Origin of the sequence: Dyadobacter sp. CY356 (genome assembly GCF_021440195.1) — a bacterium.
Taxonomy (GTDB): Bacteria; Bacteroidota; Bacteroidia; order Cytophagales; family Spirosomataceae; genus Dyadobacter.
On the sequence record NZ_JAJTSZ010000004.1, the window covers coordinates 431806 to 454341 of the forward strand.

Annotated in this window: 22 protein-coding genes; 9 read left to right on the forward strand and 13 right to left on the reverse strand. The window is 39.8% G+C overall.

The annotated features are described in order from the left end of the window. Window positions 1-118: 118 nt before the first annotated feature. Together LXL81_RS16130 and LXL81_RS16135 are read right to left on the reverse strand one after the other, a co-directional pair. Window positions 119-1108 carry a LysM peptidoglycan-binding domain-containing protein gene (locus tag LXL81_RS16130; protein WP_234647827.1) on the reverse strand — a complete coding sequence of 330 codons (990 nt, stop codon included), beginning with the start codon at window positions 1106-1108 and terminating at the stop codon, window positions 119-121. Next, the gene (locus LXL81_RS16135; RefSeq protein WP_234647828.1) at window positions 1109-1900 is read right to left on the reverse strand and encodes a DUF4905 domain-containing protein; all 792 of its coding nucleotides are present in this window, start codon (window positions 1898-1900) and stop codon (window positions 1109-1111) included. Between the two features lie 57 nt (window positions 1901-1957). Between LXL81_RS16135 and kdsB the strand changes: the two genes are divergently transcribed. Together kdsB and LXL81_RS16145 are read left to right on the forward strand one after the other, a co-directional pair. Continuing rightward, complete coding sequence (kdsB, locus tag LXL81_RS16140) at window positions 1958-2698, forward strand: 3-deoxy-manno-octulosonate cytidylyltransferase (protein WP_234647829.1); 741 nt, start codon at window positions 1958-1960, stop codon at window positions 2696-2698. A 159-nt stretch (window positions 2699-2857) separates the two neighbouring features. Further along, window positions 2858-4423: a response regulator gene (locus tag LXL81_RS16145; RefSeq protein ID WP_234647830.1), complete on the forward strand. Its 1566-nt coding sequence runs from the start codon at window positions 2858-2860 to the stop codon at window positions 4421-4423. An 80-nt stretch (window positions 4424-4503) separates the two neighbouring features. On the opposite strand, the gene LXL81_RS16150 is transcribed toward LXL81_RS16145, so the two are convergent. Beyond that, a complete protein-coding gene (locus tag LXL81_RS16150; protein WP_234647831.1) occupies window positions 4504-5181 on the reverse strand; it encodes a cell division ATP-binding protein FtsE in 678 nt (225 codons plus the stop codon). An 82-nt stretch (window positions 5182-5263) separates the two neighbouring features. Further along, on the reverse strand, window positions 5264-5920 hold the full coding sequence (fsa, locus tag LXL81_RS16155) for a fructose-6-phosphate aldolase (RefSeq protein WP_234647832.1): 657 nt from the start codon (window positions 5918-5920) through the stop codon (window positions 5264-5266). A 281-nt stretch (window positions 5921-6201) separates the two neighbouring features. On the opposite strand from fsa, the gene LXL81_RS16160 reads away from it, so the two are divergent. Then, the gene (locus tag LXL81_RS16160; protein WP_234647833.1) at window positions 6202-6903 is read left to right on the forward strand and encodes a tetratricopeptide repeat protein; all 702 of its coding nucleotides are present in this window, start codon (window positions 6202-6204) and stop codon (window positions 6901-6903) included. Between the two features lie 81 nt (window positions 6904-6984). Next, window positions 6985-7332, forward strand: a complete 348-nt coding sequence (locus tag LXL81_RS16165) for a transmembrane 220 family protein (RefSeq protein WP_234647834.1) — start codon at window positions 6985-6987, stop codon at window positions 7330-7332. Here the strand turns inward: LXL81_RS16165 and LXL81_RS16170 are convergent. Then, a complete protein-coding gene (locus LXL81_RS16170; protein ID WP_234647835.1) occupies window positions 7329-8096 on the reverse strand; it encodes a biotin--[acetyl-CoA-carboxylase] ligase in 768 nt (255 codons plus the stop codon). The two genes, LXL81_RS16165 and LXL81_RS16170, sit on opposite strands and share 4 nt — an antisense overlap. 47 nt (window positions 8097-8143) lie before the next feature. On the opposite strand from LXL81_RS16170, the gene rsfS reads away from it, so the two are divergent. From rsfS to LXL81_RS16185, 3 genes are all read left to right on the forward strand, one after another. Next, a complete protein-coding gene (rsfS, locus tag LXL81_RS16175; protein WP_234647836.1) occupies window positions 8144-8527 on the forward strand; it encodes a ribosome silencing factor in 384 nt (127 codons plus the stop codon). Window positions 8528-8599: 72 nt separating this feature from the next. Further along, on the forward strand, window positions 8600-10657 hold the full coding sequence (gene ftsH / locus LXL81_RS16180) for an ATP-dependent zinc metalloprotease FtsH (protein ID WP_234647837.1): 2058 nt from the start codon (window positions 8600-8602) through the stop codon (window positions 10655-10657). Window positions 10658-10762: 105 nt separating this feature from the next. Further along, a complete protein-coding gene (locus tag LXL81_RS16185; RefSeq protein ID WP_234647838.1) occupies window positions 10763-11707 on the forward strand; it encodes an aldose 1-epimerase in 945 nt (314 codons plus the stop codon). On the opposite strand, the gene LXL81_RS16190 is transcribed toward LXL81_RS16185, so the two are convergent. The 6 genes from LXL81_RS16190 to LXL81_RS16215 all read right to left on the reverse strand — a co-directional run bounded on the left by LXL81_RS16190 (window position 11688) and on the right by LXL81_RS16215 (window position 17153). After that, window positions 11688-12800, reverse strand: coding sequence for a nucleotidyltransferase family protein (locus tag LXL81_RS16190; protein WP_234647839.1), 1113 nt, complete (start codon window positions 12798-12800; stop codon window positions 11688-11690). The two genes, LXL81_RS16185 and LXL81_RS16190, sit on opposite strands and share 20 nt — an antisense overlap. Then, window positions 12800-13714 carry a serine kinase gene (locus LXL81_RS16195; RefSeq protein WP_234647840.1) on the reverse strand — a complete coding sequence of 305 codons (915 nt, stop codon included), beginning with the start codon at window positions 13712-13714 and terminating at the stop codon, window positions 12800-12802. Before LXL81_RS16195 ends, LXL81_RS16190 begins: the two co-directional genes overlap by 1 nt. A 15-nt stretch (window positions 13715-13729) precedes the next feature. Then, entirely contained in the window at window positions 13730-14161 is a 432-nt protein-coding gene (locus LXL81_RS16200) for a lasso peptide biosynthesis B2 protein (RefSeq protein WP_234647841.1), read from the reverse strand. Between the two features lie 12 nt (window positions 14162-14173). Further along, window positions 14174-14440: a PqqD family protein gene (locus LXL81_RS16205; RefSeq protein ID WP_234647842.1), complete on the reverse strand. Its 267-nt coding sequence runs from the start codon at window positions 14438-14440 to the stop codon at window positions 14174-14176. A gap of 66 nt (window positions 14441-14506) precedes the next feature. Then, complete coding sequence (locus LXL81_RS16210) at window positions 14507-16045, reverse strand: aldehyde dehydrogenase family protein (RefSeq protein WP_234647843.1); 1539 nt, start codon at window positions 16043-16045, stop codon at window positions 14507-14509. A 55-nt stretch (window positions 16046-16100) separates the two neighbouring features. After that, the gene (locus LXL81_RS16215) at window positions 16101-17153 is read right to left on the reverse strand and encodes a saccharopine dehydrogenase family protein (RefSeq protein ID WP_234647844.1); all 1053 of its coding nucleotides are present in this window, start codon (window positions 17151-17153) and stop codon (window positions 16101-16103) included. 166 nt (window positions 17154-17319) lie between these two features. On the opposite strand from LXL81_RS16215, the gene LXL81_RS16220 reads away from it, so the two are divergent. Continuing rightward, window positions 17320-18552, forward strand: a complete 1233-nt coding sequence (locus LXL81_RS16220; protein ID WP_234647845.1) for an NAD(P)/FAD-dependent oxidoreductase — start codon at window positions 17320-17322, stop codon at window positions 18550-18552. A gap of 48 nt (window positions 18553-18600) precedes the next feature. Next, entirely contained in the window at window positions 18601-19440 is an 840-nt protein-coding gene (locus LXL81_RS16225) for a polysaccharide deacetylase family protein (RefSeq protein WP_234647846.1), read from the forward strand. Here LXL81_RS16225 and uvrC read toward each other — a convergent pair whose 3' ends face one another. Both uvrC and LXL81_RS16235 read right to left on the reverse strand, forming a co-directional pair. Continuing rightward, the gene (uvrC, locus tag LXL81_RS16230) at window positions 19441-21252 is read right to left on the reverse strand and encodes an excinuclease ABC subunit UvrC (protein WP_234647847.1); all 1812 of its coding nucleotides are present in this window, start codon (window positions 21250-21252) and stop codon (window positions 19441-19443) included. It abuts the gene before it with no gap. A 59-nt stretch (window positions 21253-21311) separates the two neighbouring features. Then, complete coding sequence (locus tag LXL81_RS16235) at window positions 21312-22451, reverse strand: glycerate kinase (protein WP_234647848.1); 1140 nt, start codon at window positions 22449-22451, stop codon at window positions 21312-21314. Between the last annotated feature and the right edge of the window lie 85 nt (window positions 22452-22536).

Consider the following 22536-nt stretch of genomic DNA (forward strand, 5'->3'; position numbering starts at 1 on the left):
GATCGGAACTGAGGTGAATGCTTCATTATTAATATTCAATATTGTGTATGCCAGGCCAGATATTGATCGACACTAATACTTAAACTAAACCCTGTTCAATTTAATTTCAAAACAGGATTTAATTATTATCCAGATAACTAATTACCGCTCTGAATCGCTTGCTGTTAGGTGAAACTTTTTCAAAGGCACGGGAAGAAAGTTTTATCACAATATCATCATTCACACTGGTATCAGGGATTCTTCCTATAACTCTCACAATAATCTTTTCCTGATTATATTCATTCAAAACTTCCACCAACGCTCCGATTGGCGCAGTGCGGTGCAAGGCTAAAAACTTGCTTGTGCTCTCATCGGTTTCAATGACTTCGGCCAAACCTGACTCAGATTTACGCTTACCTGTAACTACTTTTGGCGGCGCAACCTCTTCAACCGGTTTCATAATCTTTTCTGCAACAGCAGCCTTCGCTCTTACTGAATCTTTCACCACATTTGTAACTACCTTTTTCGGTTCAGGTTCTGGCGCTGGTTGTTTACTTTTTTCTGCCGCCTTTTCAGTGACAATTAATTCCTGTCCGTCCGTTAAATTATCATCTTTAAGATTATTCCACTTACGGATATCTGCCATCAAAACACCATATTTCACCGCCACACGGTAGAGCGTTTGTCCGGCTTCTACTTTATGAATTCCATTGGGTGCAACAGAAACTTTCGAATCTGCCGTTGGTGTTGGTGCCGTAGTAGTTGCAGGAGGCGGAGGCAATGGAGCCGAATCTTTTACAGGAGCTTTTGCAGCTTCCTTTTTAGGCTCATCCTTTTTTACCTCTTCTTTTTTCTTTGCTTTCGGTGTGTAAGGAACGCGAAGTGTTTGTCCAAACTGAACATTATCGCTGATTCCGGGATTAGCATCCCGAAGTGACTGAATTGTAGTACCATACTGCCTTACGACAGCAAACATTGTTTGTCCTTGATTAACTTTATGCAAAACATAAATCTTACCGCCAACTTTTTCATACCCGATAGAATCTACCACACTCACTCCATTCGCACGGGCATTTGCCGCTCCTTTTAAAAAACCTGCCAAAATGGCGAGGTAAACAATGTATTTCATTCAGTATGAAAATGTTAAACTCGAAAATTCGTTATTATTTTTTAGATATACCAACACTTTGTTTTTCAGCATCATAGTCGACTGGCCTACTCCATCCCGGCCTTCCGAAAGTTTTTCCTTAAAAACGATTTCTTTTTGATCTGTAACGATAAGAAGATATTGTGCTACCTTTTCCTGCTCGTAAATATAATAAGAAAAGATCATATAGGGTCTTTCATCCAAATAATCAATACAAATGGGTTTTGAAATCCCGGTTATATCTGTTAAAAAAGACGCAAGCCTGTCAAAATAGACATTTCTTTCCTTGTAACGAACGGGCTGTTTTAAAATTATTTCAGCTGCGGGCAGATTAATTTCTTCCGTAACCGGACTAAGCTCCTGTGTATTTATATTAAAAAATGATTTTTGAAACTGCTCTCCTTTAAAAATCGCAACCTCAATCAAATCACGGTCTAACGTCCGGACTAATACGTAGTTAGGGAGTGCCCATAGCAAATTTCCGGTGTCTATGGATATTGCCAAAAGGTCCGTTGGCTGGGGTAAGTCCGGATATCTGTAATTATGCAGAAAAATATGATCATCAGAAAATGCTGTTAAGGATGTCCACCAATCTGCTCCTTCCGGCGTAACTTGCCAGCGCAATGCGGGGACAGACAAATCAACAACGGCAAACGATACGTTCTTTTCTGAACTTTCCCGTAATTCGACAGCCCATTCATTTCTGTCAGGATCCGGATGCGGAAGTATTCGCCAGATATTTTGTGAAAACGTATGTGAAAACAGTTTTTGCAAAATTTTAGCTTTATTTTGAAAAAAAATTGGAAATAACATCATTCAAACTCTAAATACGTGCAGATACTAGGAATAATACCGGCACGCTATGCTTCAACCCGTTTTCCAGCCAAAGCACTTGTAGATATCGGCGGAAAATCCATGATCCAGCGTGTATATGAACAATCCTCCAAAGCTACGCATCTCAGTCAGATTATTGTAGCAACGGATGATGAAAGAATACTTGACCACGTAAATCAATTTGGAGGCAAGGCTGTAATGACCTCAGAAAATCATCAGAGCGGTACCGACCGTTGTTTTGAAGCCTTGAAAAAAACGGAGGGAAATTATGATTATGTAATTAATATCCAGGGCGACGAACCATTCATCAGCCCTGAACCGATCAACAGTCTGGCGAAAGTACTTGACGGCAGCATTGAACTGGCCACGCTGGTCAAAATTATAGACAGCCAGGATATTCTTTGCAACGTTAACGTTCCGAAAGCCGTATTGAACAAACGGCAGGAAGTTCTCTATTTCAGCAGGCAGACAATTCCATATCTGCGTGGCGTAGAGCCTGAAAACTGGCTGGATCTGCATACCTTTTACAAACATATAGGGATTTACGCGTACCGGGTTGATGTGCTTGAAGAAATTACAAAACTGGAAGTTTCTTCACTCGAAAAAGCCGAATCACTGGAACAATTACGCTGGCTGGAAAACGGATATTCGATAAAAGCTGTGATTACTACGGACGATTCTCATGGCGTAGACACACCGGATGATCTTGATCGTGTTACGCGGAAATTTTTATCCTGAAAATTACCATTATAAAGTGGTAAATTACAAAGTCTTATCTAACTCATGAAAGATAAGAAAACCCTTAAATTTTGTTAAAAACACAATTTTTTAATACCACAGCCTTTAATGGCACGTTGTTTTTCTTTGTTTTAAACAGTACTAATTGAAATAATACCTATGCAAAATAACATTCTTTGGGCTGATGATGAAATAGATCTTCTTAAACCTCATATCATGTTTTTGACCAATAAGGGTTATAATGTAACACCGGTAAACAGTGGAGCAGATGCCTTGGACCGCATTGAAAATGAGCGATTTGATATTGTCTTTTTAGATGAAATGATGCCGGGGATGACCGGTCTTGAAACCCTTGCACAAATTAAACAATTGCAGCCGACACTTCCGGTTGTTATGATCACCAAAAGTGAGGAAGAGCATATTATGGAAGATGCCATTGGTTCTAAAATCGATGATTATCTTATAAAGCCGCTTAACCCAAACCAGATTTTACTTTCTGTTAAAAAAATACTTGATAATAAAAGACTTGTTACTGAAAAAACTACGCTGAGTTACCAGCAGGAATTCAGAAATCTGGCCATGCAGTATCAGGACAGAATTGGTCATGAAGAGTGGGCTGATATCTATAAAAAACTTATTTACTGGGAACTGGAGCTTGAAAATTCTGATGATCAGGGAATGTCGGAAGTTTTCAGTATGCAAAAAAGTGACGCCAATGCAAACTTCTGTAAATTTATTGAGCAGGAATATGAAGGCTGGCTTAACGACCCCAAAGCTGATCGTCCGGTACTTTCGCATCAGTTGATGAAGCAGAAGGTATTTCCTTATCTTAAAAAATCTACTGAACCGGTCTTTTTTTTATTGATTGACAATTTCCGTTATGACCAATGGAAAGTTATTCAGCCGATCATTCAGGAATATTTTAATATCGAAGAAGAAAGCTCTTATTATTCTATTCTTCCAACGACGACCGGTTATGCCCGTAATGCGATATTCTCTGGTATGATGCCGAGTGAAATGGAGCGCAAACATCCGCAGTGGTGGGTAAGTGATGAAAATACACCGGATGGTGAAGAAGGTTTAAACAATCATGAATTTGATTTCCTGCAAAAACAACTGGAAACAAATCATTTCAACATCAAATCGTCCTACAATAAAATCCTGAACACAAACCAGGGAAAATCACTGATCGACAATTTCAACAATCTGTTAAACAACCAGTTAAATGTTGTTGTTTATAATTTTGTAGATATGTTATCTCACGCCCGTACGGACGTGCAGATGATAAAAGAATTGGCACCGGACGAATCTGCTTACCGATCTATTACAAAATCATGGCTGCTTCATTCTCCGCTTTTAGAATTTATTAAAAAGGTGGCAGAGAAAAAGTGCCGTTTGATTCTTACAACCGATCATGGTATGATCCGTGTTCAAAAACCGGTTAAAATTATTGGATACCGCGAAACGAATACGAATTTGCGTTACAAACATGGAAAAAATCTTGGTTTTGATGACAACCATTTGATGGTTTGCCGTAAACCAGAAAGAATATTTTTGCCAAAACCGCACGTTTCGACTTCATACGTGTTTACAAAAGAAGATTATTTCTTTGCTTATCCGAACAATTACAATCAGTACGTAAACCTTTACCGGGATACTTTCCAGCATGGTGGCGTTTCGTTAGAAGAGGTTATCATTCCATTTATTGATTTGACAGCGAAATAATTTTAATTAATAGCGATATAAAAAATGAGGGCTGAGAAATTAAATTTCTCAGCCCTCATTTTTTATATAGTCTTTATAGTTTATCCTTCTGTCACACTCCCATTTTCGCACTTAATTGTACGCGCAGGGAATTTTTTCAAAAATTCATAATTATGAGTTGCCATTAAAATAGCAGTTCCTGCATTGTTGATGGTCTTAAAAACCTGCATGATCTGGTCCCCTACCTCCGGATCCAGATTTCCTGTCGGTTCATCGGCAATCAGAATTCTTGGTTCGTTCAGCATAGCGCGGGCAATTACCACACGCTGCTGTTCGCCTCCTGAAAGCTGATGCGGCATTTTCTTTTGAGAAGTACCTAATCCAACCTGCATCAAAACTTCTGCAATACGTTTGGAAATTTTCGATTGCTGATCCCATCCCGTAGCCCGAAGCACAAACGACAAATTGTCTTCCACAGAACGATCAGAAAGTAGTTGAAAATCCTGAAACACGATCCCGATTTTGCGTCTTAAAAATGGAATGTCCGCTCTCTTGATGTTGTGAAGTTCATAACCAACAACTTTGGCAGAGCCTGTGTGAAGCCACAAGTCGCCGTAAAGTGTTTTCATTAGTGAGCTTTTTCCGCTTCCGGTACGGCCGATCAGATACACAAATTCTCCATTTTTAATCTCAAAATGGACGTCATTCAAAACCGGCCGGTCGCCCTGATAAATATCAGCCCGTTCCAGTATTACAATAGGTTCTGCGTTTTCAGTCATAATGGATTAAAGGAAACAGTCGTATGTGGGAAAGGTCAGGTACCTAGAAATCTAAATACCTGACCTTTTAAATATTTTCTTATTAAGCGTTTCCTTTGTTATAATCAGAAAGGAATTTTTCAAGTCCAATATCTGTAAGCGGATGTTTCATCAATGCTTCCATCGCGCTCAAAGGGCCTGTCATTACATCTGCTCCAACTTCTGCGCACTGGATAATGTGCATCGGATGACGAACGGATGCTGCCAAAACCTGAGTTTCATAACCATAGTTACGATAAATTGTCAGGATCTGCTCGATTAAACCGATTCCATCCGTTGAGATATCATCCAAACGACCGATAAACGGAGATACATAAGTTGCACCAGCTTTTGCAGCGATCAACGCCTGTCCTGCCGAGAAAATTAGTGTACAGTTGGTACGGATACCTTTGCTTGAAAAATATTTTAAAGCCTTAACACCTTCTTTGATCATTGGAATTTTAACAACAATCTTATCATCAATCTCAATTAATTCTTCACCTTCACGAATCATGCCCTCGAAATCAACAGAAATAACCTCTGCACTTACATCTCCGTCAACAATATCACAGATCGCCTTGTAATGCCTCATGATATTATCCTTACCTGTAATTCCTTCTTTTGCCATAAGCGATGGGTTTGTTGTAACGCCATCAAGTACGCCCAGGGCATGTGCTTCTTTAATTTCTTTAAGATTGGCAGTGTCAATAAAAAATTTCATATCAAAAATTGAATAGTTTAATTGTCCTACAAAAGTAGGAAACCATTACTAAAAGCAAAAAAAAGTTGTGGAATCGAGGCGAAAGGGCATAAAAAAAGGCAAACCGAGAATCTCACCGCATCAACCACCTACCCTTGCTTCCGTCAGGACCTGGGGGATTCGGAAGGAGCTGGTAGTTCCGATTTGCCGTTGCAAAGATAAAGACATTTTATTGACAAAAAGAAAACATTCATTTAACGTTTCGTCTTACTTTTGTGCGAACCAACTATAAATGAGTGATTATGTACCGAATATTTTTTTTATTTTTTTTAGTTTTCCTTAATTCCTGCTCCAATTCTTCCGATGCTTTCCTGCAAAAAGGCAAGGATTTAATGAAAGAAGGCAAAAACAAAGAAGCCATTGAATACCTGAATAAAGCCATTGAAAAAAATACTTCCAACGCCGAAGCTTTAAATACCCGAGGCGTGGCTTATTATGAAATGAAAGAATATCCAAGCGCGCTGATGGATTTTAATCAGGCTATAAAAATACAACCAAACTCTTATCGCCCATATTTTAATCGTGCGCTTTTGTACACAAAGGATAATCATCTTGATTCAGCACTGACCGACTATAACAAGGCCGCAGCACTTGCGCCGGATACTTCGGATGTTTTTTTGAACAGAGGCCAGCTATATGTAATTCTTGACAAAATGGAACCTGCCATTCATGATTTTGAAAAAGCAACGGAGCTCAACAGTGAAAATAAGATGGCATGGTACAATCTGGGGAATATCTATTATCGCCGGAATGACTTCAAAAAGGCTACACTTGCTTTCCGTCAGACTGTAAAACTTGATTCACAATACGGAAAAGCCTTTTATGGTCTTGGTCTGGCAGAATGGTATGACGGTGAAAAAGATCTTGGATGCAGCAGCCTGAAACAGGCACAGAATTTGGGATATGAAGATGCAACCGCTGCGATAAGTCAGTTTTGTAAATGATAAAAATCCTGCTGCCGAAAAAGTAATAAAATCGTTATTTTATCTTTACCATATACCGACAAACCCACTAATTTATAGATTATGAAATTTTTCAAAATGATATTTGGAGTGCTGTTTATGCTTTTCGCATATTTCCAGTTTAATGATCCTGATGCTACAATCTGGATTTTTACATACAGCGCCGCAGCTCTGGCTTGTTACATGAGCTTCAACAATCTCTGGCCATCATGGGTTTTTTATGGTCTTGCAGCCGGATATCTGGTGGCGTCAATTTTACAATGGCCACCACATTTCGAAGGAATATTCTGGGGTGAAGCGAAAATGAGAAGCATCAACATTGAAGAAGCACGCGAATCGCTTGGTTTATTGATATGCTGTTTTGCTATGTTTGTGCTCGGAAAATGGGGTATTCCAAAAGTTGAAGACTAATCCCAGATCCATTCAACTTCTTTGAGATCCAGTTCTTTTATGTCGGACTGATTTTCAAATTTAACACATAGTTTTCCAGTATTTGTTATGCCTGTTACGGTACCTGGTACAATTTCGCTCTGGTAACGAAATAGGCATAACTCTTTATATCCAAATAAATTAGCCAGATACAACTGGCGGATTTCCTCATTATTTTTTGTTGATTTTAGTTTTAAATACCATGCATCCAGATGATGAATTAATTGGTAAAACTCATCAGTCAATAAGAAATCTTTTCCGCTTTCCCTGGCAAGCGACGTTGCCCTGGGATTTGAGAAATCTATCTGATTAACATTTATACCCATACCTACCACAGAGCTTGCCAATCGGGAACCCTGAATGCTATTTTCTATCAGTGTTCCACAGATCTTTCTGCTCCCAATATAAATATCATTCGGCCATTTTATTTTAACTTTATCAGAATAATTGCTCAGGTACGAAGAAATGCCCAGAGCCATCGCCTGACTTATCAGGAATTGATCCTGTATTGATAAGAAAGAAGGGGTGAGAATGACAGACATTGTCAGGTTCATCCGGGGCTGAGTTACCCAGGTAGTCCCTCTCTGCCCACGGCCTTTCGTCTGGTCGTCAGTAATGACAACAGCTCCCTCCATACTTACACCGCTGCGCACTAATTCAGCCGCTATGTCGTTTGTTGAATGACAACTTGGCAGATAAATAACTTTTTTACCAATAATTAAGGTATCGTATATAGAGTTGTACAATTTTTTTACTTTACTTTAGGGTTTATAGAAATGGGAATCAACTACGCATGAAACAACGCAAAAATAAAGAACTATCATCAAAAGATTTGTCCGAGCTTATAGCTAAAGGAATGTCAGAAAAGAAAGGTGAGGATATTACAATCCTTGATCTTAGAAAAGTAAAGAATTCAATAACAGATTTTTTTGTAATTTGCTCGGGTAATTCCGATACTCAAATAGATGCTTTGGCCAATTCGGTGGAAGACGAAGTTTACAAAATATCAAAAACCGACCCCTGGCAAAAAGAAGGAAAAGCCAATGGAGAGTGGATATTAATTGACTATGTGGATGTAGTGGCTCACATTTTTAATAAAGAACGTCGTAAACACTATGATTTGGAAGAGCTTTGGGGTGATGCAGTTGTGACGCACTTTGAAGATTCCGTCATGTAAATGTCGTATCAGGTGAACATTCATCGGATGCGAAATGTTGTTTATTAAATTTCCTCTTAATTATTATAAAGAATGTCTGATAACGATAACAAAAGAGGTCCACTAAATCCTAAAAGTCCGCAAAAAGGGTATCAGGGATGGATCATAGCTGCTTTGATTGCTACTATCTTGGGGATAACTTACCTTAACAGAACATCAACTATTCGTGAAACGACTCAGAAACGTTTTGAGAAAATGGTTGCTGATAAGGAAGTTCAACGCGTCACGATAGTTAATGATAAGTCAGTTGAAGTAACATTGAAGCCTGAAGCGCTGAAGCTTGATAAATATAAAGTGCTTACTACTGAAAATGGTGGTAATTATTTCGGAGGAGAACCAGTTTCTCATTATCAGTTTCAGGTAACTTCCGCGGAAACTTTTAAAAAGGATCTTGATAAAATTCAGGAAAAAGTACCTGATGATGATAAAATCGAGCTCGTTGTAGATACACGTAATGACTGGACCAGTTTTCTCGGAACCTGGGGCTTTTTCATTATCATGATTTTGGTGATGTATTTCATCCTTGGCAGAATGTCAGGTGGTGTTGGCCCGGGAGGACAGATATTTAATATCGGCCGTTCTCGTGCAACACTTTTTGACGCTGAAAACAAAGTTAAGATCACTTTTAACGATGTTGCCGGTCTGGATGAAGCAAAAGAAGAGATTAAGGAAATTGTTGAATACCTTCAGTTCCCTGACAAATTCAAAAAACTGGGTGCTAAAATCCCAAAAGGTGCGCTTCTTGTAGGCCCTCCGGGTACTGGTAAAACTTTGCTTGCGAAAGCAGTTGCCGGTGAAGCAGGTGTACCGTTCTTCTCTTTGTCAGGTTCTGACTTTGTTGAAATGTTTGTAGGTGTGGGTGCGGCCCGTGTGCGTGACCTTTTCAAACAAGCAAAAGAAAAAGCACCATGTATCATCTTTATTGATGAGATTGATGCGGTTGGTCGTTCTCGTGGACGTGGTGCTATGCCAGGTTCAAATGACGAACGTGAAAACACTTTGAACTCACTGCTGGTTGAAATGGATGGTTTTGCTACCGATTCAGGAATTATTATCGTAGCTGCAACAAACCGTCCGGACGTTTTGGATCCGGCTTTGCTTCGTCCGGGACGTTTTGACAGACAAATTTCAATTGATAAGCCAGATGTTATAGGTAGAGAAGCGATTTTCAAAGTGCATTTGAAACCTTTGAAACTTTCGCTTGATGTAGACATCCAGAAATTATCTTCTCAGACTCCTGGTTTTGCCGGTGCTGAAATAGCTAACGTCTGTAATGAAGCTGCACTTATTGCTGCGCGTCGTGACAGAGAAGAAGTTACAATGCAGGATTTCCAGGATGCAATGGACCGTGTAATCGGTGGTTTGGAAAAGAAAAACAAATTGATTTCTCCTGAAGAAAAACAAATTGTTGCTTACCATGAAGCTGGTCATGCAGTGGCAGGCTGGTTCCTGGAACATGCCGATCCGTTGGTTAAGGTATCAATTGTACCTCGTGGTGTTGCAGCTTTGGGTTATGCACAATATTTGCCGAGAGAACAGTATTTGTATCGTACAGAGCAGCTGTTTGATGAAATGTGTATGACTTTGGGTGGACGTGCTGCGGAAGATGTTATTTTTGGTAAGATTTCTACCGGTGCACTAAGTGATCTAGAACGTGTAACGAAAGTTGCATATAGCATGGTGACAATGTATGGTATGAATGATCGTATTGGAAATGTTTCTTACTACGATTCCAAACAAAGTGACTACGCCTTCACAAAACCATATTCCGAATCTACTTCGCAAGCAATTGATGAAGAAGTTCGCAAATTGATCGAACAGGCTTACCAGTTTGTTAAAAATATGCTGAGCGATAAGCGTGACGCTCTGGAAGTGATAGCCAAGGAATTGCTGGAAAAAGAAATCTTGTTCCAGAGTGATCTTGAAAAACTGATTGGTAAACGTCCTTATGAAAAGGAAACCAGCTATCAGGCTTATATCAACCGCCGTTCAAATGAAGAAGCTGCGATTCACGAAGAAGCTGTGAAACATACGCTTGAAAATGATAAAGGCGAAATGGTTGCAGAAGATAAAGATTCTTCGGCCGTGTAGACGTCGAATAGATAAAAGAGTAAAAACCGGGCAGCAAAACTGTCCGGTTTTTTATTTTTAAAGTAAATTTGCCAATCAAAATTAATCCTAAAACTAATACCCGTTATGGCATTCGAAATATTTAAAGAGCAATATGGTGAGCTGACTGAATACGTAATCCAGGAAACTGCTACAAATAACCGTTGTGTGATTGTCCCAGAACTTGGTGGAATCGCCCGGCAATTATCATTGAGAAAAGGAACAACACTATTCTCATTGCTAAAATCACCTGGAACGCCTGGTGAACTTCTGGAAGACACAAAAAGTGCAGGAGAATTGCTGTTCCCCTTTGCCAGCCGTATTCCTGACGGGAAATACCATTTCCTTGGCAAAGATTACCAGCTTGCACAAAATGATGATACCAATGCCATTCACGGGCTGGTTCGCAAACATGCATTCAAACTGGAAGAACAGGTTACCGAAGCTGATCATGCTTACATCAAATTGTCTTATACTTTGAGAGAAAAGGAAGGTTATCCTTTCTCGGTAGATTTTTCAGTAAAATATACACTTAATGCTTCGGGCGTATTTTCACTTACCTACGAAGCTAAAAACGTTGGTAATGAACCTTGTCCGGTAATGTTTGGCTGGCACCCCTATTTTGTGTTAGGCCATGAGGATGTAGATGCATGGAAAATTAATATTCCGTCTGACACGATCGTGGTTTTCGACAACCGCATGAGCCCGATTGGTACTGCGCCATTTCTGATTGAGGTGGGTGCTATGCCATTATTTAAAAAAGCGCTGGATAATGCTTTCATAATCAATAATACAGGCGACAAGACAGTAACCGAATTAATCTCTGAAAGACAGAATGTGACTTTGCAGATTGAACAGGAAGTGGGTGAAGGTAAATTTAATTATCTCGTTGTATACACACCACCTGCAAGGGATTGTGTGGCCATTGAGCCGTTAACTGCCAACGTTAATGCCTTCAACAACGGTGAAGGGTTAAATATTCTGACAGCAGGAAATTCAATTTCAGGAACGATTAATCTGAAATTGGTTTAGGATTATCATTGGAGTACCACTTTATTTTATCAATTAAAAGTTGCCACTCAAATAGATAAGTAAGGTGCTGAAAAAGCACCTTACTTTTATGTTTCAGACCATCATGGACTGATAGTCCTTGGATAAAATAGGGCCAGGTAGAATTAGCTGACTCTTTTGGCATTTTCTGCCAAATATCAATATAAGGAACGGGATTGATAAACTTTGTAATTACTGGCCAATCTACCTCCCAGGATAGTCCAAGGGATTTAAGCAAACCCAAGCTGATTGTAAAAAGGTTGTGAATACCTTTATCTCTTGCAATATCTTCTATAAAAATCCAATCTGTCCTGGAACCATGTTTTATCATGTAAGCTGCCAGGTCAGCAATATATTTCAGTTTGCACCACCTCTCCTTGCCCCCATGATGCACAAGCAATAATAAAAACTGATACTCATTTTGAAAACCATTTAGTGCGACTTGATGCAAGTTGTATACTTGCTTATACATTATCCACTCATCTGAAGGGAAACTAAAACAAAGACGTGGATATGCTACTTGCCAGTGGACTTCAACAGTACTTAAAACTTCACTGGAACTATTTTCAAGTGGTATGTGATAATCAGTTCTGAAAAAGCCTTTACTTCTCTTTGGATACTTTAATAAATATTGGCGATAAGAATCCGGCAAATAACCTGCTCCTTCTAAAATACCAAGAGCCTCAACGATATATCTGGATTCAATTAGAATATCAATATCGCCGAATTCACGTTTTCCAACATCTCCATACAACCAATCGGCCCAAAGGCTTCCCTTATAGGCAAAACATTCGATGTTGTAACCTGCAAGTAAATCTGACACGCGGCCAAGCTCTTTTACAGACATTAAATTGCCAATTGCCATATTCTGGCATTCTAAGGAAAGATTTGTCTGAAAGTCAAATTCAAGATTATTTTTTTTTAGGAAATCGAGAAATTGTGGACGGACTCCATGATACCTCATCAAACGGCGTAAATAATCCGTACTATACCTGTCACTAAAATCCTGAGATTTTACTTGAAAGGAAGCAGATAATAACGTTTGTAATTCAGGAGATATTGATATGGCTGACATCAGACAGGACTGTTATTTAAGAATATACTTTCCTGCACCCACTTCTCTAATAACTCAAATCCATCGGAACGCCTTTTACGCCATATTTTGGCAAATCTGGCACAATTAAAACTTTGAAGAAAATGCTGTTTTACTGCTTCACCTGACATTAAGCTGAAAGGCAAAGGGAAATTCTTTAACATTTCAGTTGGAATTGAAAAAGCACTTAATTCTTCCAAAGCAGCACGATTTTTTGCTTTGTGTATAAAAAATATGTTCCCCAGTTGAACAGGTTCTAAATCAAAAGCACCAGCAGGTTTATATGAAAACTTGTTAACACCTTCACTGACAGGCTGCAAATTTGATCTTTCGTAATTTAGTCCGTTGACCGTATTATCCCAAATTTTAATCTGTGGATAAGCCGGAATAATGTATGCCTTTCCACTCTCATCAAATGAAATTGCCGTTAAATCATCACTTAATAAAGGACATCCGGCTTTGACAAATGCTGCCGCCGTCGTTGACTTTCCTGCACCGGGACTTCCCATAAAACACCACGCTTCGTCTCCAACTTTAACAGAACTGGCGTGGAGTAAAAAATATCCTCTTTGAAACAAAATTAACCCAAGCGCTTCACTAACCGTAAAAAGACTGATCAGATTATTATCTTCTGTTAAGGGGGAAACCACTAATTGATTTCCTTCAACAGCTTCGAAAGTCGCTACGCCTTCCCAATGAAGAATAAGGTTCTCTTTATTTTTTCCGAAAAGTGCACGAATTCCTCTGCGGTAAATAGCGGTTTTTTTAAATTTTGGATTGATAACAGTACCAATTTTAATATGCAGATCCCAGGAAGTTGTCGGGAGCGCACTGCTTAATTCAGGTAGTTCAATTTCAGAGAAGATGGTTAATCCGTACGCTTTATAAAAATACATGTGTGTGATTGTAGATTATTCCCAAACCCATAAACGTTGATAGGAAACCGAGTCTGACCAGTCCCCAATAATAATTTCTCCTTCTTTCTCAACCCAGGCATGCGCTTCAAAAGCTTTTGCCGGGTTAATTTCAACACCAATTTCCAAACTTAGTGCAGGAACATGGCGTAGTAAATATTTGGTTGCCAACGCTCTTGGCAAACAGAGCAGTTCAATTGGTAAAACGTTAGCGGCAGTATTAACAGCCCAAACGTTTTCTTCAATTTCCTCTGCGGTCATTTCATTATATCTTTCAGATCTGGAAAACCTGTAAAAAAGCCGACGAAAAGTGGAAAATGACAATACTGTCAAACCCGCTTTAAGAAACAAAAGAACCATCCCGGCCCGCAAGATTTTTAGTTTTGCGCTACCTGAAATACTTCCCCATTTTTTAAGATAATTTGACATTGCAGACTTTATCTATTCAGTTTCTTCGACCAGTTTCTCTGAAATAAGATCTTTCAAAAGTAATTCAATATCGTCCTGACAAGTTTTTTTGTCAATATCATATTCATTTGTCACGGCTTCACAAAGTGCTTCCAGCGTTTTTGGTTCGCCTTCCAGATTATTCCAAACCAACGCTCCTACTTCATCCAGACCGTAGTATGCTCCTTTGTTATGATTAAGAATCACGATTTCACCACCAACCTGTGATGCAATTTGTTGGGATGTTAGTTTATATTTCATAATAATAGTGTATTGTTGGCAATGAAAATGAGGTATGCCATTAGTTTACAAAGTTAGAAATAATAATTATTCGATCTCAAATTTTATTCCCTGAGCCAAAGGAAGGGTCGTACTGTAATTAATTGTAGTTGTTTGCCGCCTCATATATGCCTTCCATGCATCAGATCCCGATTCGCGACCGCCGCCCGTTTCTTTTTCACCTCCGAAAGCACCACCGATTTCTGCTCCGGATGTTCCAATATTGACATTGGCAATACCGCAATCTGAACCGGCCTGAGATAAAAACAGCTCTGCCTCACGAATATTCAGAGTAAAAATAGACGAAGAAAGTCCCTGCGGTACGGCATTCTGCAATTCAATGGCTTCATCCAGACTATCGTACTTTATTAGATACAAAATTGGTGCAAAAGTCTCGCTTTGAACGATAGAAAAATCGTTTTCCACCTCTGCCACACACGGCATCACATAACATCCGGAAACATATTTCTCTCCTTTAAGTACTTTTGGATCGATAATAAAATGTCCGCCTTCTTTTCTGATTTTCTCAATTGCAGCCTCATAGTTTTCCACCGCAATTTTATCAATCAATGGCCCGACATGATTATTTTCGTCCAATGGATTCCCAATCCTTAACTGCGCATAAGCCTTAATCAGCCGGTTTTTTATCTCTTCATAAATATCCGAATGAACAATTAATCTCCTCGTAGATGTACAACGCTGCCCGGCTGTACCCACAGCACCGAAAACAATTCCCGGAATGGCAACGTTCAGATCAGCGGAAGGAGTGACAATGATCGCATTATTTCCACCAAGTTCCAATAAACTTTTACCTAACCTTCTTGCTACTGCTTCTCCAACTGCCTTTCCCATTCGGGTACTGCCCGTAGCAGAAACCAATGCAATTCTGTTATCATCTGCCAGATATTCTCCGACAGCTCTTCCTCCTGTTACGATACAGGAAATCCCTTCGGGAAGATGATTATTTTTTAAAACGATCTGAATAATATTCTGGCAGGCAATCGCCGTCAGCGGCGTTTTTTCGGAAGGTTTCCAAATACAAACATCTCCGCAAATCCAGGCAAGCATGGCGTTCCATGACCAGACTGCAACGGGAAAATTAAACGCGGAAATTATGCCGACAATTCCCAATGGCTGCCATTGTTCATACATCCTGTGCTGCACCCTTTCGCTATGCATACTCAAACCGTATAACTGGCGGGAAAGTCCAACAGCGAAATCACAGATATCAATCATTTCCTGCACTTCACCCAGGCCTTCCTGCAAGCTTTTGCCCATTTCATAACTAACCAGCGTACCTAATTCCTGTTTATTATCCCGTAACTGCTCACCAATCTGGCGGACAATTTCTCCGCGTTTTGGTGCAGGTACCATTCGCCAGATTTTAAAAGCCTGACCCGCAGATTCAACTACCTCTTCAAAATCCTCCGGACTGGCTGAATGTACTTTGGCTATAACTTTTCCATCTACCGGAGAATATGATTCCAGCAATTCTCCGCTTCCGTTCCAGGATTTCAGACCTGTACTGACTCCCGGATTAGCCGGATTTATGTTCAGTTTGACTAAAATTTCTTGTATATCAATCATATCCTTTATTCATTTTGTGTAAAATGAACCTGAGCTTATTGCTAAAATGGGTTCGCTAATTAAACAGCTTTCCATTTGTAGTCTTCAAAAATTTATCTAACAAAATATCTTCCTGTCTGATAAAACCGCTATTTGGTAAACTGCCATCCGCAACCATTTCTACGACTGAGGCAATGGAAGCTGCCGTTGTCCAGGAAATAGCGCGCCAATGCCGGCCATCTATTTTAATTGGATGATAGGCCTGATAAAATTCTTCTCTTTCCAAAAACTCTCCTTTCCAGCCTTCAACAACCGCATATACATATACTACGTCCTGCTGAACAGGAGGTTTTGCTTCGGTTAGTATTTGTTCAACCAGTTCACGCTTGTCTTTAAGAATCAATTCATAGAGCAAAAACCGCATCAGACTGCAATGACCGGGGTAACGTATTGTTTTGTAATTTAAAGTATCCAGTTTTCCTTCAAAAGTTTCGCACATTGTCCCCAAACCGCCCGATGTACTGAATGCCTCAAATTCCTGTCCTTCAATATTGATCATTTCGATACCTTCCAGCGACGGTACCATTTTTCTGACACCATTATGAATAACTTCTGCATCGTTTATATATTCGTTCACCACACCAGCCGGCGACCAGGTAAAAGAATAACCCATCAAGCCATTTGGATATCGGGGCAAAGCACCGACGCGCAATTCAATATCGCGAATTTTGGTAAAACGTTTGGCAAGATCCATACCTACAATGCCTATAAAACCCGGGGCTAATCCACATTGCGGCACCATTACACCTTTACTATCCTTCGCCAATTCTCGTATGGCAGAAGTAGTATAAACATCCTCTGTCAAATCAAAATAATGAATTCCTCTCTGATAAGCCATGATGGCTATCGGCAAATTTAAATTGTAGGGCATACAGGACACCACAGCATCGGCTCCTGTCAGTATTTCATCGAGAAATGTATCTTCAGAAATATCTCCTGATTTGAATAAAAAAGGAATTTCAACCGGTGGTTTTGTTTTATCGATTCCAGTAACCTGAAATCGCTTGCTAAGGAGCGTGGCAACCAGCGAACCAACCTTTCCTAATCCTATGACAACAATGTTTTGCATAATGATTTAAGATGAAGTGTGAATCTTTTTCTGAAATCTAAATAGCCAATAGTTCCTGATACTGACTGTATTCTTTTCAAAAATAATTTAATGAAAGATAGGGAAAGAAATTGCAGTTTTATAAAAGTTAGTAGTCATTTTTGTAAGTTTTACATCAATTCGTATTATGCAGATTGTGATTATCGGAGGTGGTGCATCGGGATTTATGGCAGCGATAACAGCCGCTGAAACTTATCCGGATGCGCACATTATAATTTTGGAAAAAAATAAAACGGTTTTAAATAAAGTCCGGGTGTCAGGTGGCGGAAGATGCAACGTCACGCATAAACCTTCTGACCTTCGTTTTTTTATTAAAAATTATCCAAGAGGAGAAAAATTTCTCCGAAAAATTTTCTCCCGTTTTGATGCGCAGGATACCGTTAACTGGTTTGAAAACCACGGAGTCAGATTAAAAACTGAGCCTGATGGCAGAATGTTTCCAGTCACAGATTCGTCTCAAACCATCATTGACTGTCTCCTCAGAGCTGCAAAAGTTTTAAATATTGATATAAAAACAAGTAGCGGCGTTAAGTCATTTGCCTGGACTGACATGGAAAATATTCCTAAGTTTTCTATTCAAATGGATTCAGAAGAATTCATAACGGCTGACAAAATTTTGATTGCTTCCGGCGGACATCCAAAATCCAGCGGGTTTAACTGGATCAGCGAACATGAGCATACCATCGTTGAGCCTTTTCCATCATTGTTTACTTTCAATGTACCAAACGGATATTTACTTCCACTTTCCGGCGTGGCAGTTCAGGATGCTTATGTAAAAATTATTGGTACAAAACATGAATGGCGAGGACCTGTCTTGCTGACGCACTGGGGCTTCAGCGGGCCGGCGATTCTTAAATTATCAGCATGGGGAGCTCGTGACCTGGCTGCCATGAATTATCATTTTACTTTTAAAATCAACTGGTTGCCTGAAATGAATGAGCAGCAGGTCAGGGAATTTTTGATCGCTGAAAAAACCAATACACCCAAACAGCAAATCTCATCACATGCCCGTTTTGGACTGCCTGTCAGATTATGGAAAGCATTTACGGAAAAGGCTGAAATCATAGAAAATTTACGATGGTCGGACGCGACGAATAAGGTTCTAAACCGGATGGCAGAACTTTTGACAAACAGTCAGTTTGATGTTAAAGGAAAAAGTACTTATAAAGAAGAATTTGTAACCTGCGGTGGTATTGCACTTTCTGATATTAACCAGGAAACGCTGGAAAGTAAGAAGGTCTCAGGCTTATTTTTCGCCGGTGAAGTCCTGGATGTTGACGGAATCACTGGTGGTTTTAATTTCCAAAATGCCTGGACAACCGGTTTTGTCGTTGGAAAAGAAATAGGACGGATTTCTTAACTTTAAATACTAAATTGTCAATTTAAACCCTCAACAATACATCGCTAAATGAAATCTTTTGTTATCCTGACGCTATTTATTTTTAGTGCAAATCTTGTTCCGGCACAACCGGCTGATCTAAAAAATGATATATTCCTACGAAAGCTTTATACAGATCAGCCTTACAATAACCAAAAAGAACTGGTTCTTAAAGAATTTGCACATGTCGTTCCGGGAAGCTGGGGAGAATTTGTGAAAGGTGTGGATGAAGATATGGTGACCAATCAAAAGCTTTTAGCACTTACATTCGATGCCTGCGGCGGACCAAAAGGAAGTGGTTATGACGCGGAACTGATTAATTATCTGCGAAAAGAAAAAATCCCGGCTACCCTGTTTGTGACCGGAAAATGGATTGATGCCAACTACAATACTTTTCTTGAACTAAGTAGAGACACACTTTTTGAAATAGAAAATCACGGGCTCAATCATCAGCCCTGCTCGGTGGATGGAGAAAGTGAGTATGGAATAAAAGGTACACCTGATGTTCCGGATGCCTTTGATGAAATTGAGGCGAATGAAAGAAAAATTCAGTTTATTACCGGAAGAAGACCGAAATTTTATCGTTCTGCCACCGCTTATACCGACGAAGCTTGTGCCAAAATCGCGAGGCAACTTGGTGTAACTGTGATCAGTTTTGATGTACTTTCAGGTGATGCTGTTCCGTTTACAAAGATTCCGGTGATAGAAAAAAGTGTATTGACCAATGTAAAACCCGGTGCTTTGATCATCATGCATTTCAATCATCCTGAATGGAATACATTTGAATCACTGGAAAAAATAATTCCAGTTCTGAAAAAGCAGGGTTACTCTTTTTCAAAACTGGAAAAGTATCCCTTGAGAGGAAAATAATTACTGATGCGCCATGGCATCAAAGTACGCCCTCACTTTTGTCGCACGGTCCAATCCGATAAGGCCTGTTAATGTTTCAACAGAACTTTCGCGGATCGCCCGGATCGAGCCAAAATGTTTTAACAACTTAGTTGCCGTTACTTTTCCAACACCAACAACACCGTCGAGTTCACTGACCAAACTGCCTTTGCTACGCTTATCTCTGTGAAACGTAATGGCAAATCTGTGCGCCTCATCCCGTATTTGCTGGATAAGTTTTAAAGATTCGGATCTTTTGTCAATATATAACGGCAGCGAATCTTCGGGAAAATATATTTCTTCCAGTCGTTTCGCGATTCCTACAATGGGAACCTGGCCGTAAATCCCTAAACTTTTAAGCGCATCACAAGCAGAGCTTAACTGGCCTTTTCCACCATCTACAATAATCAGATCCGGAAGCGGCTCATTTTCGGCAATTAATCGTAAATATCTGCGGCCAACAATTTCATTCATGGAAGCAAAATCGTTTGGCCCGACTACTGTTTTTATATTAAAATGGCGATAATCCTTTTTGGAAGCTTTTCCTTCTTTGAAACAAACCATTGAAGCTACCGGATTAGTACCCTGAATGTTAGAGTTATCGAAACATTCTATATGCCGGGGTAATGTTTTTAATTGAAGATCTGCTTTCAGTTTTATCAAAACACGATCCTTTTTAGAAGAACTTGCTGAATTTTCAACTTCCCTGCGTTCCGCTTTTTCGCGGCGGAAATACATCACATTTTTCATGGACATATCCAGCAGCTTTTTCTTATCACCGATTTGCGGGATCACGAGTTCAAGTTTTAATTCCAGATCCGGTTTGATGTTGGAAATCAGTTCTTTTGCAGCAGTTCCATACTTTTCACGCATTTCAACGATCATCATAGCCAGCAGATCTTCGTCCGTTTCGTCAAGTTTTTTCTTGACCTCAAAAGTCTGCGTGGCAATCATGTAGCCTTCTGTAATTTTCATAAAGTTCAGATAAGCGGATTCCTCATCTGATACAATTGTCAGTACATCCACATTACCAATTTTAGGATTGATAACCGTTGCCTTACTTTGAAAATTAGACAAATGTTCAATCTTGGTTTTCCAGGAATGCGCCTGTTCAAAGGCCATTTGCTCCGCCGCAGCCAGCATTTTCTCTTTGAAATATTGCTGCGGCAAAGTCAGGTTACCTTTAAGCATATGATGGATTTGCTCAATCTCAACATTATAGTCGGCTTCTGGTTGTAATGCTTCGCAAGGACCTTTGCAGTTGCCTATATGATATTCCAGACAAACCTTAAACTTTCCTGCTTCAACATTTTCTTTGGACAGATGCAAATGGCAGGAACGTATGGTGTAAAGTGCCTTAAACATATCCAGCAAAGTATGCATGGATCGTAAATTGGCAAACGGACCATAAAATGTGCCCCGTTTTCTATCCAGTTCGCGGGTTACATATACACGTGGAAAACGCTCATCGGTAATACAGATGAACGGATATGTTTTATCGTCTTTTAAAAGTATATTAAACTTGGGCTGAAATTGCTTTATCAGCTGGTTTTCAAGCAATAGTGCATCCCATTCCGTATGTACAATGGTATATTCAATCCGGCGAATCTGGCTTACCAGCCGCTTTGTTTTTCTGTCGTGCTGATTTGATTTTAAGAAATAACTTGAAACTCTGTTTCTCAGACTTTTTGCTTTTCCAACATAAATTACTTCCCCGGTATCGTCAAAATAACGGTAAACACCAGGTTCAAAAGGAATCTTAGACAGCTCCTCTTTGTAATTAAATTCAGGCATGTATTATGGACTTTTAAGCGAATTCGAAGATTATTAATATTCGGAGCAGAATATACTTATCATTTCCGGCTCTTATTAAAAAACAACCGTACCAAATGAAAAGTTGCGTCACACACCAGTGAAAAAGCTTCCTTCTCGGCCTGCTGCAAATCCATCGGTCGATTTAAAACTGAAACCGCGTAAGTTATTCCTGCATTCTGAGCCTCTTCCGGTGTGATCATGAGCGTCCCGCAGACTACGGCAAGTGGCACATTATTTTTTTGACAAAGATCTGCCAAGCCTTTCACAACTTTTCCCTGTAAAGTTTGATCATCAACTTTTCCTTCACCTGTAATAACTAAATCAGCTTTTTGAATATGTTCGGCGATATTGGTCTGCTCCATCACAATGCTGACACCTTCACGAAGTTTTGCGTTGAGAAACCATAACGCACCCGCACCCAAACCGCCAGCTGCACCAGCACCCGGATTGCCACTGATATTTTTACCAAAAGTTTTGGTTGCTATGTCAGAAATGTTTTTCAGACCCATATCCAGCTTGGCGACCATTACCTGATCTGCTCCCTTTTGCGGACCGTAAATATATGCTGCTCCAAATTCTCCATAAAGAGGATTGGTAACATCACAGGCAACTATAAATTCAACCGGTTTGATAAGAGGATTAACGTTTTCTGTTTTGATGTTTTTTATTGAAGACAGATTTTCTCCATTGGGATTTACATTTTGCTCATTTTCATCCAGAAATTCAAACCCCAACGCAGCCGCCATTCCTATACCCGCATCCGTAGTTGCACTTCCGCCAATACCCAGAATTATCTTTTTCACTCCGGAATTTACTGCATGTAAAATCAATTCTCCTGTCCCAAAGGTGTTTGTCAGAAAAGGATTTCTTTCTTCAGGTTTTAACAGATTTAAACCCGAGGCAGCGGCCATTTCAATGAATGCGGTATTGCCATCACCTGACAAACCGTATTCCGCTTCTATATATCGTCCCAAAGGATCGTGCACAACAGCACTTACAAATTTCCCGTTTGATCCTTCCGTCAAAATCCGGGTTGTACCCTCACCCCCATCAGCAAGTGGTGTAGAAACAATCTTTGCATCCGGAAATGCCAGGCGTATTCCTTCTGTCACAGATTGGCAAACCTCCGTTGCTTCAAGAGAACCGCGAAATTTGTCAGGCGCAACAAGAATGTACACGGTGTTAATATTGAATGGGTGAATGATAGAATGAGTGAATGTCCGATACAGTCACTTTTGATTTAAAGGATTTTACGGCTTCGGG

Bases quoted from the DNA above. Each gene is read 5' to 3' on its own strand.
- LXL81_RS16130 (WP_234647827.1), bottom strand. From the start codon at position 1,108: ATGAAATACATTGTTTACCTCGCCATTTTGGCAGGTTTTTTAAAAGGA.
- LXL81_RS16145 (WP_234647830.1), top strand. From the start codon at position 2,858: ATGCAAAATAACATTCTTTGGGCTGATGATGAAATAGATCTTCTTAAA.
- LXL81_RS16150 (WP_234647831.1), bottom strand. From the start codon at position 5,181: ATGACTGAAAACGCAGAACCTATTGTAATACTGGAACGGGCTGATATT.
- fsa (WP_234647832.1), bottom strand. From the start codon at position 5,920: ATGAAATTTTTTATTGACACTGCCAATCTTAAAGAAATTAAAGAAGCA.
- LXL81_RS16160 (WP_234647833.1), top strand. From the start codon at position 6,202: ATGTACCGAATATTTTTTTTATTTTTTTTAGTTTTCCTTAATTCCTGC.
- LXL81_RS16165 (WP_234647834.1), top strand. From the start codon at position 6,985: ATGAAATTTTTCAAAATGATATTTGGAGTGCTGTTTATGCTTTTCGCA.
- rsfS (WP_234647836.1), top strand. From the start codon at position 8,144: ATGAAACAACGCAAAAATAAAGAACTATCATCAAAAGATTTGTCCGAG.
- ftsH (WP_234647837.1), top strand. From the start codon at position 8,600: ATGTCTGATAACGATAACAAAAGAGGTCCACTAAATCCTAAAAGTCCG.
- LXL81_RS16185 (WP_234647838.1), top strand. From the start codon at position 10,763: ATGGCATTCGAAATATTTAAAGAGCAATATGGTGAGCTGACTGAATAC.
- LXL81_RS16190 (WP_234647839.1), bottom strand. From the start codon at position 12,800: ATGTCAGCCATATCAATATCTCCTGAATTACAAACGTTATTATCTGCT.
- LXL81_RS16195 (WP_234647840.1), bottom strand. From the start codon at position 13,714: ATGTATTTTTATAAAGCGTACGGATTAACCATCTTCTCTGAAATTGAA.
- LXL81_RS16200 (WP_234647841.1), bottom strand. From the start codon at position 14,161: ATGTCAAATTATCTTAAAAAATGGGGAAGTATTTCAGGTAGCGCAAAA.
- LXL81_RS16205 (WP_234647842.1), bottom strand. From the start codon at position 14,440: ATGAAATATAAACTAACATCCCAACAAATTGCATCACAGGTTGGTGGT.
- LXL81_RS16210 (WP_234647843.1), bottom strand. From the start codon at position 16,045: ATGATTGATATACAAGAAATTTTAGTCAAACTGAACATAAATCCGGCT.
- LXL81_RS16215 (WP_234647844.1), bottom strand. From the start codon at position 17,153: ATGCAAAACATTGTTGTCATAGGATTAGGAAAGGTTGGTTCGCTGGTT.
- LXL81_RS16220 (WP_234647845.1), top strand. From the start codon at position 17,320: ATGCAGATTGTGATTATCGGAGGTGGTGCATCGGGATTTATGGCAGCG.
- LXL81_RS16225 (WP_234647846.1), top strand. From the start codon at position 18,601: ATGAAATCTTTTGTTATCCTGACGCTATTTATTTTTAGTGCAAATCTT.
- uvrC (WP_234647847.1), bottom strand. From the start codon at position 21,252: ATGCCTGAATTTAATTACAAAGAGGAGCTGTCTAAGATTCCTTTTGAA.